Annotated in this window: 21 protein-coding genes; 7 read left to right on the top strand and 14 right to left on the bottom strand. The window is 44.8% G+C overall.

The window, feature by feature from the left end; translation table 11 throughout:
• Positions 1-35: 35 nt before the first annotated feature.
• The gene (locus QT994_RS25950) at positions 36-413 is read right to left on the bottom strand and encodes a hypothetical protein (RefSeq protein WP_333179722.1); all 378 of its coding nucleotides are present in this window, start codon (positions 411-413) and stop codon (positions 36-38) included.
• 385 nt (positions 414-798) lie between these two features.
• Between QT994_RS25950 and QT994_RS25955 the strand changes: the two genes are divergently transcribed.
• Positions 799-1,587, top strand: coding sequence for a hypothetical protein (locus QT994_RS25955; RefSeq protein WP_333179724.1), 789 nt, complete (start codon positions 799-801; stop codon positions 1,585-1,587).
• Between the two features lie 60 nt (positions 1,588-1,647).
• Positions 1,648-5,118: a tetratricopeptide repeat protein gene (locus QT994_RS25960; RefSeq protein WP_333179726.1), complete on the top strand. Its 3,471-nt coding sequence runs from the start codon at positions 1,648-1,650 to the stop codon at positions 5,116-5,118.
• Between the two features lie 133 nt (positions 5,119-5,251).
• On the opposite strand, the gene QT994_RS25965 is transcribed toward QT994_RS25960, so the two are convergent.
• Entirely contained in the window at positions 5,252-5,695 is a 444-nt protein-coding gene (locus QT994_RS25965) for a hypothetical protein (RefSeq protein ID WP_333179727.1), read from the bottom strand.
• A gap of 144 nt (positions 5,696-5,839) precedes the next feature.
• On the opposite strand from QT994_RS25965, the gene QT994_RS25970 reads away from it, so the two are divergent.
• On the top strand, positions 5,840-6,052 hold the full coding sequence (locus tag QT994_RS25970) for a helix-turn-helix domain-containing protein (RefSeq protein ID WP_006631112.1): 213 nt from the start codon (positions 5,840-5,842) through the stop codon (positions 6,050-6,052).
• A 57-nt stretch (positions 6,053-6,109) separates the two neighbouring features.
• Positions 6,110-6,322 (top strand): helix-turn-helix transcriptional regulator, encoded by a 213-nt coding sequence (locus QT994_RS25975; protein ID WP_333179729.1) that lies wholly within the window; start codon positions 6,110-6,112, stop codon positions 6,320-6,322.
• 35 nt (positions 6,323-6,357) lie between these two features.
• Here QT994_RS25975 and QT994_RS25980 read toward each other — a convergent pair whose 3' ends face one another.
• From QT994_RS25980 to QT994_RS26035, 12 genes are all read right to left on the bottom strand, one after another.
• Positions 6,358-6,726 (bottom strand): hypothetical protein, encoded by a 369-nt coding sequence (locus QT994_RS25980; protein ID WP_333179731.1) that lies wholly within the window; start codon positions 6,724-6,726, stop codon positions 6,358-6,360.
• Positions 6,727-6,742: 16 nt separating this feature from the next.
• Positions 6,743-7,015, bottom strand: coding sequence for a hypothetical protein (locus QT994_RS25985; RefSeq protein WP_333179732.1), 273 nt, complete (start codon positions 7,013-7,015; stop codon positions 6,743-6,745).
• 5 nt (positions 7,016-7,020) lie between these two features.
• A complete protein-coding gene (locus tag QT994_RS25990) occupies positions 7,021-7,206 on the bottom strand; it encodes a hypothetical protein (protein WP_333048362.1) in 186 nt (61 codons plus the stop codon).
• Positions 7,207-7,539: 333 nt separating this feature from the next.
• The gene (locus QT994_RS25995; protein ID WP_333048363.1) at positions 7,540-8,490 is read right to left on the bottom strand and encodes a F0F1 ATP synthase subunit gamma; all 951 of its coding nucleotides are present in this window, start codon (positions 8,488-8,490) and stop codon (positions 7,540-7,542) included.
• Between the two features lie 129 nt (positions 8,491-8,619).
• Positions 8,620-10,137: a F0F1 ATP synthase subunit alpha gene (gene atpA, locus QT994_RS26000; RefSeq protein ID WP_333179734.1), complete on the bottom strand. Its 1,518-nt coding sequence runs from the start codon at positions 10,135-10,137 to the stop codon at positions 8,620-8,622.
• Between the two features lie 191 nt (positions 10,138-10,328).
• A complete protein-coding gene (gene atpH / locus QT994_RS26005) occupies positions 10,329-10,874 on the bottom strand; it encodes an ATP synthase F1 subunit delta (RefSeq protein ID WP_333037345.1) in 546 nt (181 codons plus the stop codon).
• A 3-nt stretch (positions 10,875-10,877) separates the two neighbouring features.
• A complete protein-coding gene (locus QT994_RS26010; RefSeq protein ID WP_333054531.1) occupies positions 10,878-11,405 on the bottom strand; it encodes a F0F1 ATP synthase subunit B in 528 nt (175 codons plus the stop codon).
• Positions 11,406-11,492: 87 nt separating this feature from the next.
• A complete protein-coding gene (locus QT994_RS26015) occupies positions 11,493-11,978 on the bottom strand; it encodes a F0F1 ATP synthase subunit B' (protein WP_333179736.1) in 486 nt (161 codons plus the stop codon).
• Positions 11,979-12,075: 97 nt separating this feature from the next.
• Positions 12,076-12,321: an ATP synthase F0 subunit C gene (gene atpE, locus QT994_RS26020; RefSeq protein ID WP_242717122.1), complete on the bottom strand. Its 246-nt coding sequence runs from the start codon at positions 12,319-12,321 to the stop codon at positions 12,076-12,078.
• A gap of 128 nt (positions 12,322-12,449) precedes the next feature.
• A complete protein-coding gene (gene atpB / locus QT994_RS26025; protein ID WP_242717111.1) occupies positions 12,450-13,208 on the bottom strand; it encodes a F0F1 ATP synthase subunit A in 759 nt (252 codons plus the stop codon).
• A gap of 55 nt (positions 13,209-13,263) precedes the next feature.
• Positions 13,264-13,725 (bottom strand): ATP synthase subunit I, encoded by a 462-nt coding sequence (locus tag QT994_RS26030; protein ID WP_333037348.1) that lies wholly within the window; start codon positions 13,723-13,725, stop codon positions 13,264-13,266.
• 338 nt (positions 13,726-14,063) lie between these two features.
• Complete coding sequence (locus QT994_RS26035; protein WP_333179739.1) at positions 14,064-14,513, bottom strand: nitrate reductase associated protein; 450 nt, start codon at positions 14,511-14,513, stop codon at positions 14,064-14,066.
• Positions 14,514-14,699: 186 nt separating this feature from the next.
• On the opposite strand from QT994_RS26035, the gene moaA reads away from it, so the two are divergent.
• The 3 genes from moaA (at position 14,700) to QT994_RS26050 (ending at position 16,672) form a co-directional block, all read left to right on the top strand.
• On the top strand, positions 14,700-15,689 hold the full coding sequence (moaA, locus tag QT994_RS26040) for a GTP 3',8-cyclase MoaA (RefSeq protein ID WP_333179742.1): 990 nt from the start codon (positions 14,700-14,702) through the stop codon (positions 15,687-15,689).
• Between the two features lie 61 nt (positions 15,690-15,750).
• On the top strand, positions 15,751-16,230 hold the full coding sequence (locus tag QT994_RS26045) for a hypothetical protein (protein ID WP_333179744.1): 480 nt from the start codon (positions 15,751-15,753) through the stop codon (positions 16,228-16,230).
• A gap of 1 nt (position 16,231) precedes the next feature.
• Positions 16,232-16,672 carry a DUF7689 domain-containing protein gene (locus tag QT994_RS26050; protein WP_333179747.1) on the top strand — a complete coding sequence of 147 codons (441 nt, stop codon included), beginning with the start codon at positions 16,232-16,234 and terminating at the stop codon, positions 16,670-16,672.
• Positions 16,673-16,760: the final 88 nt, after the last annotated feature.

Genomic DNA, 16,760 nt, shown 5'->3' on the forward strand with positions numbered 1-16,760 from the left:
TCTATCCTTTCTCTTCGCTGTGCTTATCTCAACGGTCAACTTTCAATTTGATGTATTTGCCAAAGTGAGATGCACCCCTTGCCGGTTTTGATATCTTCGACAACTGCCCAATCATCTTTGATAGCAATGATATCTGGTCTGCCGGCAACGCAAATATCAAAGGTTTGACCTTTATATTTGAAAGAATTTTGATTTTCAACATAGACGGTGAAGCCTTCATTTTGCAGTTGTACTGCTCGTTGAATCAGCTTTTCTTCATGTTCTGAGGGGTCATAGGTACTGTGTTGTTTTTCAAAGTGATAGTGAGTTCGTTGCCATAATGCGTGTAGGCAATCTTTTTCTGTTGCTAAAAGTTCGGCAATCCCAGTTACAGTGGCGTAGGGATTTAATCTTTTTTGCGCTTGTGCTGGCATATTTTTTAGAGGGATGTTTGGGATGTTTTTACCATGACACTCAGTCCCAAATGATGTCTAGTTAATTTCAGATGATTGTGGGTGATAATAAATGAGGAGTTTAAGTGATTAAATAATTGAAAATAATGTCAAATAATGGCAAATTATTTTCAATAATGACTTGCGCTAAGGAGTTGCCAGCTAGAGACAAGCTTGCTAAGCTAAGCTGATAAGGCTGAGTTATGGCAGTGGATGTATGAATCTTAAGCAAAATTTTCAAAACCAAATCGCTGAATCGCTATTTCCTGGAAACCTGAGTGAGGAGAAGGCTTGTTTTCTTCGGCGATTCGCCCCGGACAATCACCCGGATAACAGAGTAAGCACTAATAAAGAAATTGCTAAACTAATGGGCGATGATTTACCAGTTTATTGCAAAGAGAAAATAAATCAAACCCTGCGGAAGGTGATTGAGGTAATCGCTCAAAAATATGGAGAGGAGATGAAAGCGGATGGCGTGAATATTGAGGCGTTGTTAAATCTTAAAGCAGGGGGGACACTTAAAGGAAAAGAAGAGCAAGAGAGTCACAAAAAATTTAGTCCTTGGAAAGAGGCTTATAAGTGGCTGTGGAATCATAAATACCTGCGGTGGCTTGATATTAATGGTTGGGAGATTTTAAAGAAACAAGCTAAAACTGCTCCCGATTGGATACAGTTTTTAACTGAGCAAGAAATGGCATCAGTGGGAGTTGGTACTAGAGCACTTAAGCCGCTATCGCCTCGGTCTTCTGCACGAAAAATTGACCCCACAATTCCAATTAATCAGCCGTTGTCGATGAGGGTAGATTTGGCATATCCTAACTATCAAATGCTTTTGTTGTATCGCAGTGCTGAGATGAAATATATACTCTGTCCATCTTTGGGATATGCACCTAATGGTGTGAATCAACCACCGATGACGCTGCCTCAAGAGGGTTCTGTGGCAGATGACAATAATGAAATGTTTACTTTTGAAGAACTAGGAAATGAAGAATTTTTAGCAATTGCAGTGGAGAAGCCTTTCAATTTAGATTGGTTAATTCCCCGTGAAGAGGAAGCTTTACCAGAATGGAATGCTGAACGGCTTAAAGAGTTATTTGAAAAATTGGAAAAAGATAGCAATTGGCAAGTTTTTTATCAAAGTTTTGAGGTGGTGTAAACTGCCTAATGGGAGTGGGAAATTCTAAAAAAAAATAACAGATAACCGAGGAAAAAAACAATGTACGAAAAGCGCATACCCGTCTATTTGCAACTTATCCAAAAACTGCGCCAAGCTTCTAATGCGGAAAAATTGAAAATATTAAACTCACACTCCGAGTTACTCGACCCCGGACTTTTGGAAACGATCATCACAGCCGCCAAAAAATTTGATGATGATCTCAACCAAAATGAGGCTAACTTTTTAACTAACATTGCCTTAGAGTTGGGTAAGTTTCTCGGTAATGATCATCAGCCAACGGCAATCAGAAAACAGACAGCCGATATTTTATTGAGTTGGGGAAGGATTCAATATTATATTAGCCAGTTTATTGTCGCTTTTCAGTGCTGGCAACAGTGCCTTATCATTTATCAAGCGATTCAAGACCAGGAAGGGGAAGCTAATTCTCTGGGACGTTTAGGCTTGGCTTACGATTCTTTGGGACAATATGAACAAGCGATCTATTTCCACCAAAAACATTTAGATATTAGTCGGGAAATTAAAGACCGCAGAGGAGAAGCGATTTCTCTGGGAAATTTAGGCAATGCTTACCACTCTTTGGGACAATATGAACGAGCAATAGATTTCCAAGAACAGTCTTTAGCCATTAAACGGGAAATCGAAGACCGCTCAGGGGAAGCGGCTTCTCTGGGAAATTTAGGCAACGCTTACCACTCTCTGGGACAATATGAAAAAGCGATCGATTTCCATAAACAGTCTTTAGTCATTAAACAGGAAATCAAAGACCCCCTTGGTAAAGCGAATTCTCTGGGAAATTTAGGCAATGCTTACGACTCTCTGGGACAATACGAAAAAGCGATCTCTTTCCACGAAAAGCATTTAGGTATTAGTCGGGAGATCAAAGACCGCAGAGGGGAAGCAAATTCTCTTGGAAATTTAGGCAATGCTTACAACGCTCTGGGAAAATATGAACGAGCAATAGATTTCCACAAACAGTCTTTAGCTATTAAACGGGAAATCAAAGATCGCAGAGGGGAAGCAAATTCTCTGGGGAATTTAGGTAATGCTTACAACGCTCTGGGAGAATATGAACGAGCAATAGCTTTCCTCGAACAATCTTTAGTTATTAAACTGGAAATTAAAGACCGCTCAGGGGAAGCGGCTTCTCTGGGAAATTCAGGTAATGCTTACCATTTTCTGGGAAAATATGAACGAGCGCTCGGGTTCTACGAACAGTCTTTAGCCATTAGTCGGGAAATCAAAGACCGTCAAGGGGAAGAGAATTCTCTGGGCAATTTAGGCAGTGCTTACCTTTCTCTGGGACAATTTGAACGAGCGATCAGGTTATACGAACAGTCTTTAGTCATTAGTCGGGAAATCAAAGACCGTCAAGGGGAAGCGGCTTGTTTGGGAAATTTAGGCAGTGCCTACCTTTCTCTCGGACAATTTGAACGAGCAATTAATTTCTACAAAAAGTGTTTAGCCATTAGTCGGGAAATCAAAGACCGCTTTGGGGAAGCAAGTTCTCTGGGAAATTTAGGCAGTGCTTACCACTCTTTGGGAGAATATGAACAAGCGAGCGCTTTCCACGAACAGTATTTAGCTATTAGTCGGGAAATCAAAAACCCCCTTGGAGAAGCAACCTCTCTCAATAACATCGCCAATGCTTACCGGAAATTGCAGCAAACAGAGAAAGCCATTAAAAACTATCAAGACAGCCTCAAAATTGCTACTCCCAAAACCATACCTCCCCTGTGTTTCACAGCAGGTCAAAACCTCGGTAACATTGCTTTGATAAAAGGCGACTGGCAACTGGCTTTAGAAGGATACGAACCGGCTATAAAAGCAGTCGAACAACTCCGCAAAGGTTCAACCACCGACGATCGCCGCCAAAAAATCATTGCAGATGCTATCTCGGTTTACGCCAACGCCGTCCAATGCTACATCAACCTCAAACAATACGATCGAGCTGTCGAAACTGCAGACCGTTCCCGATCGCGCCACCTCGCCGACTTATTCGCCAGCAAAGACCTCTACCCCCAAGGCGAAACTCCCCCGGAAGTCGAAGCCTACTATCGCCTGCAACAACAAAGCGATCGTTTGCGTATTTCTGAAAATGACGGTACAAAAGCGATCGCCGTCACTCGCCAACCAATCCCCAACGGCGACGCTATCATCAAAAAGATTGAAGAATTAGAAGAGGAAAAACAAAAAGCTTGGCTGAAAATTCGCAGCAAAGACCAAGTTTTGGCTGCTCAATTGCAACCAGCCCCCCTCACTTTCGACCAGATGCAAGCCTTAATTCCCGATGCCGAAACCGCCATCCTCAATTTTTACACCACTGCTGAGCATACCCACATTTTCATCTTGCGCCAAACTCAAGCAACCAAACTCCACACCTGCGAAGGTCAAGGACTTAAAACCTTGCAAAATTGGCTATTGAACAACTGGTTAAGGCCTTATGTCGAAAACAAAACCGCATGGCAAAATCAAATGGGTGAATTTCTCCCAGAACTCGCTAACCGCCTGCAAATTAATCAACTAATTTCCCAACATCTCAACGGCATTCAAGAACTGATTATAATCCCTCACCTGTACCTGCATCAAATCCCCTTTGCTGCCTTACCTTTAAATAACAGTCCCATTCCCCACAGCAATACAGCCTCCGACAGAACACGCGGCTTAAAACCTCTGAGCAAACCCAGCATCACCCCTGCGAAAACCCCACCCCAAAACCAACCCGAATATCTCAGCGATCGCTTCCGCATCCGCATCGTTCCCAGTTGCCAAATACTCAACTTTTGCCACCAGCGAGGCAACCTCAAACCTGCGACAATGGGAATCGTAGAAAATGCCACAGGCGACCTCGTTTTCACTGGCTACGAGTGCGAAACCCTGGCAACCATGCACCAAATTGATAAAAATTCCCGCCTCCAATATCAGCAAGCGACGATCGGCAACTATGAAAACTTACTCAACCAAGTGCAAGTCCTCCATTCCAGCCATCACGCCAGTGCCGATCTGAATAATTCCCTAGAATCAAAACTGCATTTATTTGATGGCGATATCAACCTCGGTCGTGTTTTTACGTGGAGATTTACCGACTTAGCCGAAGTGTTCCTCTCCTGCTGCGAAACTAATTTAACTTTTACCCAAATTACCGACGATCCGCTCTCCATTGCTAGCGGTTTCCTCTGTGCGGGGGCGCGAAATGTGGTCAGTACCTTGTGGGCTGTGGATGATTTAGCAACCGCTTTATTTTGCATTTTATACTATCAGGAAAAGCAGTATAATAGCCGTTCGGAAGCGCTACGAAAAGCACAATTGAAGCTACGAAGCTTGACAGGCGATGAGTTGTCTGCTAAATATAAACGGCAGTTAGAGGATTATTTTGAGCAGCAACAAAAAGGAGAACAGCAAGCAGAAATTGTCAAAAATGTGCGATTGCGATTAGATTGGCTTTGTCGGCAAGAATTGCCGTTTGTCAGTCCCTATAATTGGGCGGGGTTTGTGTCGCAGGGTTTGGCGTAGGAGAAACAGTAGCATTTACATTCCTGGACAGATCAAAACCACAGAAACCGGGTTTTTTACCGTATCTGCCGGCTGTAACGCATCTTCTGGGCAAAAAACCCGGTTTCTAACCACCCCTGCGTCTAGGACTAACTTAGAAATGTTCCAGTAAAGATTTCTCTTGTGCATAAACCTTTCGCAGCGACTCCAGGGCGATCGCACTTAACATCAATTTAATCACCCCCACCAATTCCCCCCACTCCAACAATTCAGAAACAGAAACAGCTTTCTGAAATCTCGCCGCATAAAAATCCACCCAAAAATCCGGCGCGTGTCTCTCTTTCTGACTCGCTATCCGGCGCTTCCAATAACCAAAATCTAAACCAGAGGGCGATTCCACTCCCAAAACAGGCGGAAAGTCCGCATAACTGACAAACCGACTCATCCTTTTGGCGTGCACGTACAGGATATGCGCCCAGCACTCGAAGCGATATATTTGTTCTACCTTGATTTTCAGCAGCCGCGCGATCGCCTCTTTTGTGACAAACCGGCTCAATCTGTGTCTGGGGGTTGATTTTCGCGAAAATTTTGTTAACATGATGTTAAGCAAATCCTTTGTAAAGAGTGCAAACTTTTGTAAAGGGATTGAATTTGGATAGGCGATCGTCTTTAAGTTTTCCAGACGTTGGGGCGATCGCTTTTTACGATATTTTTATTAAAAACTAAATCTAGTTTTTTGTCAATGGGTTTAATTAGATTGCGGGTTAAAGAATTTGCTGCTGAGAAAGGCTGGACGATCAAAGAGGTTTCTGAGCGATCGGGAGTCATTTACAGCACACTCACCACCTATTCACGTTCTCCGGGAATGGCAATGGTTGATTTTACTTGTCTGCTGAAGTTGGCACGTACTTTTGATGTGATGGTGGAAGATTTGGTTGAGGTCGTCAAAGAGTAGTTGATCGCTTTTTACAGTACAATCGGATGACTTATCTCAATCACTTGTCAAGAGCTTATGGGCTTAATTAAGTTGCGGGTGCGAGAATTCGCGGCCAAGAAAGGCTGGACTCTCAAAGAAGTTTCAGAGCGATCGGGAGTAGTTTACAGTACGCTCAGAACCTATGCCCGATCGCCCGGATTAGCAACTGTTGACGTGACAGCCTTGCACAAGTTGGCGAGGACTTTTGATTTGTCGATCGAAGATTTGTATGAGATTGTGCAGGAATAGTCGATCGCTTTTAGGAACTAATTATCCAGTCAATATTATTCGACAGTTGCTAGCATCTGATTGACAGACTCACCCCGTTGTAGTGCTTCCCAATCCGATGTAACAGGTTGGTAAGAACAGTAACACACCACAATTCGCTCCTCAGTATCAGAAGCAGAAAACTGCTGAACGCGAGTAACTACCCAATCTCCATCTTTCCCGTGGGTGACTCCATTACCGGGGTCAGATAGATTTTCATAATCGCGGGTTTTGTCCCCTACTTGAGGAATTTCTGGGTTTTCTTCCCAAGTCCAATTTTCCCAAAGTATATTAGTTAGACCGCCCCTCGGCATAAGCTGACGTTGTTCCCAGCCCGGAGCACTCATGCTTTCGGTTTTGTAGACAATCCAGATTTTTTTTGCCATTTTTCCTCGCTTTCCTTTAATCTTGGTAATCTTGCCACATATCCTGAAACGAGGTTTGTTCCCCGTCAAACACGCAAGCCACATCAGGGGGGGTGTTACGAGTCACTCGGATTTCTTTTAACCGCCAGTGGTATTTTTCGCCCATCTTTTCACAGAGTTCGGGATCTGTAACATGGTGTACGTTTTCTGGCTTTGGATTCGGTACGCGATCGCTCCTCACTTCAGACTTCCCTTGCAGTTTAAAAACTAAATGTCTTGCCCTGTATGCGATCGCTCCACCACTGCACACAGCAGCTATGTGTTGTTTTGGTTTTGACTTGCTTCTATTTTTGGTTGCTCAGCCTTCATGACATATTGCTCCATAAATTCCAGCAAAACATCCCTCATATTTTTACCGTCCCTAGCAACAGCCGACTTAAATCGGTTCCGCAGATCCGGCGGCATTTCTACTCTAATAGCCACAGTCTTGTTTTCATCCATACAGGCTCAAGGCTTTACAACATATACATTTTGACATTTTTATGTAGTTTGCCTAAAAACCAGCTTTTTGCATACAGGTGCATTATGTTAACTATATGCTTTAGTGCATACTAATGCCAAAGTGCAATAAATGCCGTTTTCCGCGAAAAACGCTACAGAGCGTTAATTTAATTCCTTTAGGTATGATTTACGCTCATAAACCCGGTTTCTGCAAAAATCTTGAATTTGGCTTTGTTAGTACATTGTGGTCAATTGGAACAACTTTATAAATAAAAAAAGCGCCTGAGTTCCCCCAGACGCATACCATAAAATCAACAAATTGTCAAGTCTAACCTAACCGTTCAAAGCCTCAGCACCGCCGCAAACTTCCAGGATTTCCTGAGTAATTGCTGCTTGCCGCGCCTTGTTATAAGTCAGCGTCAAACTACCAATCAAATCGCTAGCATTCTCACTAGCATTATTCATCGCCGTCATCCGCGCAGCCAACTCGCTAGCAGCAGACTCTTGCAAAGCCCGCAGCAATTGGTTGTTCAAATACAAGGGCAAAAGAGCCTCCAGAATTTGCGCCGGATCTTGCTCGAAAATCATGTCTCTGGGCAAACTCTTTGTAGGTGAAGCAACCTTCTCGCGCGATACTTGAAACTGTCCGCCTTGCGATGTCAAGCGGAAGATTTCATCATCGGGAGTTTCCAAACCTTGGGGGTCGAGGGGTAACAAGGTTTGAATTACCGGACGCGAACTAATTAGCGACACAAACTTGGTGTAAATTAACTCAACTCTGTCCACAGTTCCTGACAGGAATAGCGACAACAATTCGTCCGCAATCATGGCTGCTTCCGGTGCTGTGGGAATTTGTTCCAAGTTAGCGTAAGTAGCATCAATCGGCTGTTCGCGGCGCTGGAAATACTGAGTAGCTTTGCGTCCTACCAACACGTATTTGTAGTCTAAGCCTTCAGCTTTGATTTCCTTAGCGCGATTTTCGGCGTATCTGATGATGTTGCTGTTGTAGCCGCCGCACAAACCCCGATCGCCGGAAACGACCAAAAGCCCCACAGTCCGCACTTCGCGTTTTTTCAGCAGCGGCAAATCCAGGTTTTCAAACTGCAAGCGTTCCGCCAAACCGTACAATACCTCTGCCAGTCGATCGGCAAAAGGTCGAGTAGCAGTCACCTGTTCTTGAGCGCGGCGCACCTTAGCAGCAGCCACCAAGCGCATTGCTTCTGTAATCTTTTTAGTGTTCTTGACCGACTTAATGCGATCGCGAATAGTTTTCAGATTTGCCATAATTTTCTCCTTAGTCCCTTGCCCGCATCTTTTTAATTAAAACCGCGAATAAACGCAGATAAACGCAGATGAACTTCCGATAATCTGCGTTTATCCGCGTTCATCTGCGGTTCAAAATTCCAACTCGATTTACGCAGAAACCAAGAAAGTTTGCTTGTATTCTGCGATACCTTCTTTCAGCAGTTTCTCAGCTTCATCAGTCAAGGCCTTTCCGCCTTGAACAATTTCGCCGTACTTCGGCTTGCTAGTCCGCAAATAGTCGCGCAAACCAACAGTAAACTTGCTGACTTTTTCCACTGGGATGTCATCCATATAGCCGTTAATACCGGCATAGATTACAGCCACTTGTTCGTTCATCGGCAGAGGCGAACTTTGGGGCTGTTTCAACAGTTCCCGCAAGCGCTGACCGCGCGACAATTGATTCTGAGTAGCTTTATCCAAGTCAGAAGCAAACTGAGAAAATGCTGCCAGTTCTTCAAACTGCGCCAATTCCAGTTTCACCTTACCGGCTACTTTTTTCATCGCCTTAGTTTGAGCCGCCGAACCTACCCGCGATACCGAAATACCGGGGTTTACTGCCGGACGCAAACCAGCGTTAAACAAGTCAGAAGAAAGGAAGATTTGACCGTCGGTAATCGAAATTACGTTCGTCGGAATGTAAGCAGAAACGTCACCAGCTTGGGTTTCGATAATCGGCAAAGCAGTCATGCTACCTTCGCCCAACTCGTCGCTCAATTTAGCAGCGCGTTCTAGCAAGCGAGAGTGCAGGTAAAACACGTCTCCGGGATAAGCTTCGCGACCGGGAGGACGGCGCAGCAACAGAGACATTTGGCGGTAAGCTTGTGCTTGTTTGGAAAGGTCATCGTAAATGACCAAAGTGTGCTTGCCTTTGTACATGAAATACTCGGCTAAGCTAGCACCTGTGTAGGGAGCCAAGTATTGCAGGGTTGCGGGGTCGCTAGCGTTGGCTGCTACTACGATCGTGTAGTCCATCGCGCCCTTTTCTTGCAGGACGTTGACGATGTTAGCTACTGTAGAAGCTTTTTGACCGATCGCCACGTAAACGCAGATCACGTTTTCCGATTTTTGGTTGATGATTGTGTCGATCGCGATCGCAGTTTTACCGGTTTGTCTGTCACCGATAATCAGTTCCCGTTGTCCTCTTCCCACCGGAATCATCGCATCAATAGCGGTAATTCCTGTTTGCATGGGTTCGTAAACAGAACGGCGAGAAACAATCCCCGGTGCCGGAGATTCAATCAAGCGAGATTCAGTAGTTTTAATTTCTCCTTTGCCGTCAATCGGACGGGCCAAAGCATCAACTACCCGTCCCAACATTGCTTCACCAACGGGGACTTCAGCAATTCTGCCAGTAGCAGTAACTGCCGAACCTTCTTGAATGCCGAGGCCTTGGCCCATCAACACTGCACCCACGTTATCTTGTTCGAGGTTCAGTGCAATGCCCACAGTGCCGTCGGCAAATTCTAGCAATTCCCCAGACATGGCTTTATCCAAGCCATAAATCCGAGCAATGCCGTCGCCTACTTGCAGAACAGTACCGACGTTAGAGACTTTTACGTCTTGGTCGTACTGCTCAATTTGCTGGCGAATAATGCTGCTAATTTCGTCAGGTCTGATTGCTGCCATGTTAGTTATTATTTGTCAGTTGTCAGTTGTTAGTTGTCTGTCGATGTTTTCGGCAAGAAAGAATAGGGATTTGGTAGTAAGAATTTTGGACTAACAGCTCAAAAACAGAAATTAATTTATTCCTGCTTCCTGTGTGATTCTTCCTTGTTCCTTTTTCCTGCTTCCTTCTTCCTTCCTCCTGCTTCCTTAAATCAGGAATTCAAGCGAATTCCTAGACGGCGCAATTGTCCCCGCAGGCTGGCATCAATTACTTGAGAGCCTACTTTGATTACCACACCGCCGATTAAATCTGCGTCTATTTTGGTTTCAATTTCTACTTGACTAGCGCTGGTCATCGCCTGCACTTTCTCGCGAACAGTCTGCTGTTGAGCGTCTGAAAGCGGGACTGCCGATGTAACTTCAGCCAATACTGTTTGGTTGAGTTCTCGGAGCCTTGCCAAGTATTGTTTGCCAATTCCTTCTAAAAAAAGAATTCTTCCTTTGTCTACTAATAGCTTCAGAAAGCTGTGCATCAAGGGGCTCATTTCTTCACCCGCTATTTGCTGAATCACGGCTTTTTTAGCATCCGGTTTTACCAGCGGATTGGCTAAAAATTGACGCAAGTCTTCCGAACCTTCTAGCAGGCTCAGCAAGGAACGAATATCTTCGCCGAACTTCTCTGAGAGATTGTTGGACTGAGCCAGTGACATCAAGGCAGATGCGTAAGGCTGTAAGACTTCTGTGCTGACTGTACTCACGTTTTAGCCTCCCAGTAACGCAATGCTGCGATCGATTAATTGGTGTTGAGCGCTGTCGTCTAAGCTAGTTTTTAGCTGGCTTTCCACCTTTGCTAATGCCAGAGATACAACCGCCGATCGCAGTTGGGCGATCGCTCTTTCCCGCTCCGCTTCCAACTCTTGACCTGCTGTTGCTCTCATACGTTCAACGTCTTGCGCTGCCTGAGCTAGAATTGCTTCTTTTGCTTTCTTGGCAGTTTCTTCAGCAGCGGCACGAATTCGTTCGGCTTCTGCTTGCGCTTGAGTCAATTTTTGCTGTTGCTCTGCTAGAGCTGCTGCTGCATCTTTTTGGCGTTTTTCTGCATCTTGAATCGCCTCTTGGATGGCCGAACGCCTCTCTGTCAGGATTTTACCTACAAATCCGCGCCCGAAATAAAACAGCACTGCAATAATAATGACCAGGTTAATCAGGTTGGTTTCTAAAATATCGAAATTTAAACCGAAACCACCTTCGCCGCTAGCTTCTGTGGCTAGCAATAAAACAGTCCCCATGATACTCTTCCATAATTGCGCGTGCAGATTGGGTGAAGCGATTTTAGATTTGAGATTCCATCAAAAATCTAAAACTCTTCGGTCTCGCTATTTGGCCAGCGACTGCCCTAATAGCTTTTCGAGAATTTGGCCGCTGAGCGCGTCTACTTGTTGTTCTAGTGAGCGCATTGCTTCTTGCTTTTGCTGCTCTATTTCTTGCCCAGCCTTTTCTCGCGCGACTTGAGCTTCTTGTTGAGCCTCAGCTACTTTTGCTGCCCCAATTTTTTGGGCATCAGCTTGAGCCGCAGCAATTACTGATTGAGACTGCTTGCGAGTTTCTCCCAGTTTTTGCTCGTACTGCTGCGCTAGTTGCTGAGCTTTTGCCAAGCGTTCTTGGGCGGAGACTTGAGTGTTGCGAATGTAATCGGCGCGATCGTCAATTGACTTGCTGAGCGGCTTGTAAAAAATTACATTCAAGAGTGCGACTAGAATTAAAAACTGCACCGCCATCAGAGGCAGCGTAGCATCTATATCAAACAGTCCCCCTTCCTTAGCCGCTTCTTCAACTGCTAGTAATACTGTCCAGTGCATCATGATTTTTTGACGGCTTCCATCTAATTCGCTTAATCGATTTTAGATTTGAGATTTTGGATTAGAATCGCCAAAACCTCAAATCTAAAATTTTCAATTATTATGCGAAGGGGTTGGCAAACAGCAGCACTAGGGCTACGACCAAACCGTAAATTGTGAGCGCTTCCATGAACGCCAAACTCAACAGCAAGGTGCCGCGAATTTTACCTTCTGCTTCCGGCTGACGGGCAATCCCTTCTACAGCCTGACCTGCTGCATTTCCTTGACCGATGCCAGGGCCGATTGCGGCTAAACCTACTGCCAAAGCGGCGGCAATTACGGAAGCGGCAGCAACTGTTGAGTCCATGATGATTTTCCTTATCTAAAGTACAAAATTGAGAACAGAAAGTCTAGAGAATTGTCCGATTTTACGGCGGAAAGTTTAAGTTCAGAAATTTATTTTTTCCTCCCTCATGCTTCGCCGTTTATCGTTAGTTAATCGTGGTGTTCTTCGCCGTGACCGCCTTCTAGAGCTTCACCAATGTAGGCTGCGGCTAAGGTTGCAAAAATCAAAGCTTGAATTGCACTGGTAAATAGTCCCAGAACCATCACTGGCAGAGGAACAAATAAAGGCACTAGCAACACTAGCACTCCGACCACCAATTCGTCCGCAAGAATGTTGCCAAACAAACGGAAACTTAGGGACAGAGGCTTAGTGAAATCTTCTATGATTTTGAACGGCAACATGAAAGGCACCGGTTCAACATAGTGGGCAAAATACCCCAAGCCGCTTTTGCTGAGACCTGCATAAAAATATGCTAGAGAAGTCAGCAGTGCAAATGCTACCGTCGTGTTGATGTCAGCGGTAGGAGCTCCCAATTCGCCTGATGGCAGCTTAATCAGCTTCCAAGGAATTAGAGCGCCAGACCAGTTTGACACAAAGATGAACAGAAATAATGTACCAATAAACGGTACCCAAGGGCGATATTCTTTTTCCCCAATTTGGTTTTTAGCCAAGTCCCGAATAAATTCCAGCGCATACTCCATAAAATTTTGCATTCCGCTGGGAATTCGCTGGATTTTGCTGGTTCCTAAAATCGAAACTACGACTAAAACAGCAATTACAAACCACGAGGTTAGAAAAACCTGTCCATGAACTTTCAGATTGCCGAGTTGCCAGTACAACTGCTGGCCAACTTCCAATTTGGCGAGGGGGAAACGATTAAAGGTGTTTAGAACGTCAAGCATTGCCATTCAACGGGCTTCCCCATACAAATCGATGAGTTGAGTTTTGCTCTTCTTACCTGACTTACCTGTAATCTAGTGCTAATGCACTTCGGATCACGTAAACCATCAGCGCAGCTTTGTAAGTCAGAAATCCCAAAAATATCGGTAAAATCTGTAGCTGATTCCACTGTGTTCCTACTATCATCACCGCGAAAAACAAACCGAGCCTTGTCTTGCTGATGCGTTGATTTTGGCTGCCGATTCGTTCAACGTCTCTAGCCAACATCTTTAAGTAAACCACACCTGTGACCGCCCCAAGCAAATAATTCAGGGCAATGTTGAGGGAGTAAAAAATCCAAACGGAGATAAAAATAATCGCCGTAAAAGCAAGGGTGTACGCCAACAACTCTTGTTGGAGGCGATAAAAGTCTTGCATGGGATTCGTTGTCTCGGACGAGACTGTCGAGACTGTTGAGACTGTGCCAGCTTGAGGAATATCCTCGGTTGCTGGTGTGGGTTCGGTGGGTGTGTTTTGCGTGTTCACGAAGCTCAGAAACTAATGCAGGTAGCAGGCGAGTGCTTTGCAAACTCAGAAAAATAATACCACGCTGCGGTAACAATACTTAAAATAAAATTAATCATATTTTCGGAATTTGGTGTCTGGCGCTTCGGAAACCTCAACCCGTTAAATGCCCGATCGACCTCACCCTACCTCTCCCACCGCCACACTGCACTTGGTTACACATTGTTCTCTTAGTTATCACTGAGTAAGCCTCACTTAGTGAGAATTGACAGAGGACGATCGGGCAAATAGACGATCAGAATCTCCCTTCTCTGACTCTGCGCCCTCTGCGCCCTAGAAAAGTCAATTAAAACTTGATCTCATTCAATAACTTTAAACTCTTGAAGCGCCGGGATGAAATTTTTATTCTCGTGGCTCGATCGACTAAGCTTAATCAAAGCAAATCGCTGTAGCGGCTGCAAACTCGCCCACTGTCCCAAAGTTATTGTGACGCCGAGCTCTTGCGCTTTTGCAGAAACCGACTCCGGTACAGTTGCAGCATCCATCCACGGGGGATTTTCATCAACCGCCAAATCAGTTCCCGGTTTGCCTGTCTGTTGAATTAATACTTGGTTTAGCTGTTCTCGGTAATCGATAATTTCTGCTGGTGTCAAGCAAGGTTTCTCTACAAGCATTTGACGTTCTGCTTGGTTAAAATGACTCCAATCCTGCAACTTTAATTTAATGCCGCAAGTATCTAACTTGAGACGTACCTGCATGGGGATACAGCGCAAAGCTTCCACAAAATCAGCTTCAAATTCAAAAAACATATATTTAGCAAGTTTATTTGAGTTGTGAATGATATTTTTTTTATTAACCGCAGAGGGCGCAGAGGGCGCAGAGTAAGAGAGGAGGGGGAAGGTGAAAAGAAATTGATGCAGCTTTATTGCTCTCTATCAATAATTGCAGAAAATCGAGTCAGCATTTATAATTAAATAATATTACAAACTATTGACATGGATACCGTAGACTACCTTCGGATTAGCTTGATAGACCGCTGCAACTTCCGCTGTCTCTACTGTATGCCAGAAGGTAGCGAGTTGGACTATGTATTGCAGCAGCAGTTGTTAACTCACTCGGAATTGCTAACTCTGCTGCGGGAAGTTTTTATACCCGTGGGATTTACCAAGTTTCGCTTGACTGGTGGGGAACCGCTGCTGCGGCCTGGGGTGGTGGAATTGGTAAGGTCGATCGCCTCAATGCCCCAAACGCGAGATTTGTCAATGACAACTAATGGCTTTTTGTTGGCGGGAATGGCGGAAAATCTCTACCATGCTGGTTTGCGCCGGATTAATATTAGTTTGGATTCCTTGGAACCGGAGACTTTTGATAAGATAATTGGCAGTCGGGGACGATCGCGATGGACGCAGGTTTGGGAGGGAATTCAAGCGGCTTATCAAGCAGGATTCGACCCGCTGAAATTGAATGTTGTGGTAATTCCCGGTGTGAATGACAGCGAAATATTGGATTTGGCTGCATTAACTATTAACCGGAATTGGCACGTTCGATTTATTGAGTTTATGCCGATCGGCAATGGGGATTTATTTGGCGATAAAGGTTGGGTAGCATCGGCCGAATTGCGGCAACAAATTAACGACAAATACGGGTTAGCCGAGTCGGGAGTGCGCGGAAATGGGCCGGCGGATGTGTTTCAAATTCCGGGGGCGAAGGGCACTTTAGGATTTATCAGCCAAATGTCCGAGTGTTTTTGCGATCGCTGCAACCGGATGCGTTTGTCTGCTGACGGGTGGCTGCGGCCTTGTCTGCTGAACGAAACTGGTCAAATTGACTTAAAAACTGCTTTACGGGATGGGGTGTCTACAGGCGAATTGCGCGATCGAGTGCGGCACATATTAGAGATTAAACCAGAGATTAATTTCAAGCAGCGAGATTCGGGAACTACTCAAGGCAATTACAGCCGCACAATGTCTCAAATCGGCGGGTAAACTACCCGAAATCGATAATTTATTTGGTACACTTAAGACATCATCCAATTTTGTAAGTCAGATGAACACCATCTCGATCGCCATTTCAGACCGGCTGATGCTGAAGCTACAAAAAGTTGCTGCCCAGATGAATGTATCCATCGAAGAATTAGTCTTGATGAACATTGAAAGCTCGATCGCGCAACGAGAAAATCCCGCAGTAAATACCGATCGAGATATTCGCAATCAAAATCCTGAAATTGCGATCGAGGTAATTGACAAATTTTATACTCTTGCTACGGAATGGCAGAGTGAAGTTGCGGGAATGTCTTCGACAGCTCAAATGTCTCAGCATCCTGCATATCAAGAAATTATTAATATGGGTTCTCAAATCGTGCCGCTGTTGCTATCGGAACTGAAAAAAAATCCCCTTTACTGGTTAGCTGCATTGAATGCAATTACGGGTGAAAATCCCATTAAACCGGAACAAAGGGGAAGGGTAAAACAGATGGCCTCAGCTTGGATAGAGTGGGGTAAAGATCGAGGCTACGCGATTGAATAGAATGTATAGAAGACCGGAACTTGAAATTAAATGGCCTAATTTGTCTCGGACTGATTATCGAGTTACCAGCCAAAAGTCACAGGAATATAACTGCTTTGCATGGGCTGCTGGTGAAGACGATCGCTGGTGGCAACCGATACCTGGAGAGCAATTCTATTGGCCAGAAGGCGTGCCGCAAGAGGAGAGTTTAGACGCATATATTCAGGCTTATCAAACACTGGGATATGAATTTTGTAATGGTGATATATTAGAAGCTGGATATCAGAAAATAGCACTATATGTTGACTCTAGCGGTATCCCAACTCATGCAGCCAGACAGTTGCCTAAGGGTAAATGGACAAGTAAACTTGGATGGTTGGAAGATGTTGAACACGAATTAGATGGACTGACAGGCGACAGGTACGGAGTTGTAGGTCAAATTCTTAAACGTGCGATAAATTAGGGAAAGGCGATCGGGAGCGTGTCACTTTTGCGATGAGTATTTATACTTAACTATTTCTTTGCTTACCAATTAAGTCATTTAAGTAAGC

The sequence above is a fragment of the Microcoleus sp. S13_B4 genome (genome assembly GCF_036700885.1).
In the GTDB taxonomy this organism is placed as follows: Bacteria; Cyanobacteriota; Cyanobacteriia; order Cyanobacteriales; family Microcoleaceae; genus Microcoleus.

What these genes read in the sequence shown, in the direction of transcription:
- QT994_RS25950 (WP_333179722.1), bottom strand. Translation starts at nt 413, where the DNA reads ATGCCAGCACAAGCGCAAAAAAGATTAAATCCCTACGCCACTGTAACT.
- QT994_RS25955 (WP_333179724.1), top strand. Translation starts at nt 799, where the DNA reads ATGGGCGATGATTTACCAGTTTATTGCAAAGAGAAAATAAATCAAACC.
- QT994_RS25960 (WP_333179726.1), top strand. Translation starts at nt 1,648, where the DNA reads ATGTACGAAAAGCGCATACCCGTCTATTTGCAACTTATCCAAAAACTG.
- QT994_RS25965 (WP_333179727.1), bottom strand. Translation starts at nt 5,695, where the DNA reads ATGTTAACAAAATTTTCGCGAAAATCAACCCCCAGACACAGATTGAGC.
- QT994_RS25970 (WP_006631112.1), top strand. Translation starts at nt 5,840, where the DNA reads ATGGGTTTAATTAGATTGCGGGTTAAAGAATTTGCTGCTGAGAAAGGC.
- QT994_RS25975 (WP_333179729.1), top strand. Translation starts at nt 6,110, where the DNA reads ATGGGCTTAATTAAGTTGCGGGTGCGAGAATTCGCGGCCAAGAAAGGC.
- QT994_RS25980 (WP_333179731.1), bottom strand. Translation starts at nt 6,726, where the DNA reads ATGGCAAAAAAAATCTGGATTGTCTACAAAACCGAAAGCATGAGTGCT.
- QT994_RS25990 (WP_333048362.1), bottom strand. Translation starts at nt 7,206, where the DNA reads ATGGATGAAAACAAGACTGTGGCTATTAGAGTAGAAATGCCGCCGGAT.
- QT994_RS25995 (WP_333048363.1), bottom strand. Translation starts at nt 8,490, where the DNA reads ATGGCAAATCTGAAAACTATTCGCGATCGCATTAAGTCGGTCAAGAAC.
- atpA (WP_333179734.1), bottom strand. Translation starts at nt 10,137, where the DNA reads ATGGCAGCAATCAGACCTGACGAAATTAGCAGCATTATTCGCCAGCAA.
- QT994_RS26010 (WP_333054531.1), bottom strand. Translation starts at nt 11,405, where the DNA reads ATGGGGACTGTTTTATTGCTAGCCACAGAAGCTAGCGGCGAAGGTGGT.
- QT994_RS26015 (WP_333179736.1), bottom strand. Translation starts at nt 11,978, where the DNA reads ATGATGCACTGGACAGTATTACTAGCAGTTGAAGAAGCGGCTAAGGAA.
- atpE (WP_242717122.1), bottom strand. Translation starts at nt 12,321, where the DNA reads ATGGACTCAACAGTTGCTGCCGCTTCCGTAATTGCCGCCGCTTTGGCA.
- atpB (WP_242717111.1), bottom strand. Translation starts at nt 13,208, where the DNA reads ATGGCAATGCTTGACGTTCTAAACACCTTTAATCGTTTCCCCCTCGCC.
- QT994_RS26035 (WP_333179739.1), bottom strand. Translation starts at nt 14,513, where the DNA reads ATGTTTTTTGAATTTGAAGCTGATTTTGTGGAAGCTTTGCGCTGTATC.
- moaA (WP_333179742.1), top strand. Translation starts at nt 14,700, where the DNA reads ATGGATACCGTAGACTACCTTCGGATTAGCTTGATAGACCGCTGCAAC.
- QT994_RS26045 (WP_333179744.1), top strand. Translation starts at nt 15,751, where the DNA reads ATGAACACCATCTCGATCGCCATTTCAGACCGGCTGATGCTGAAGCTA.
- QT994_RS26050 (WP_333179747.1), top strand. Translation starts at nt 16,232, where the DNA reads ATGTATAGAAGACCGGAACTTGAAATTAAATGGCCTAATTTGTCTCGG.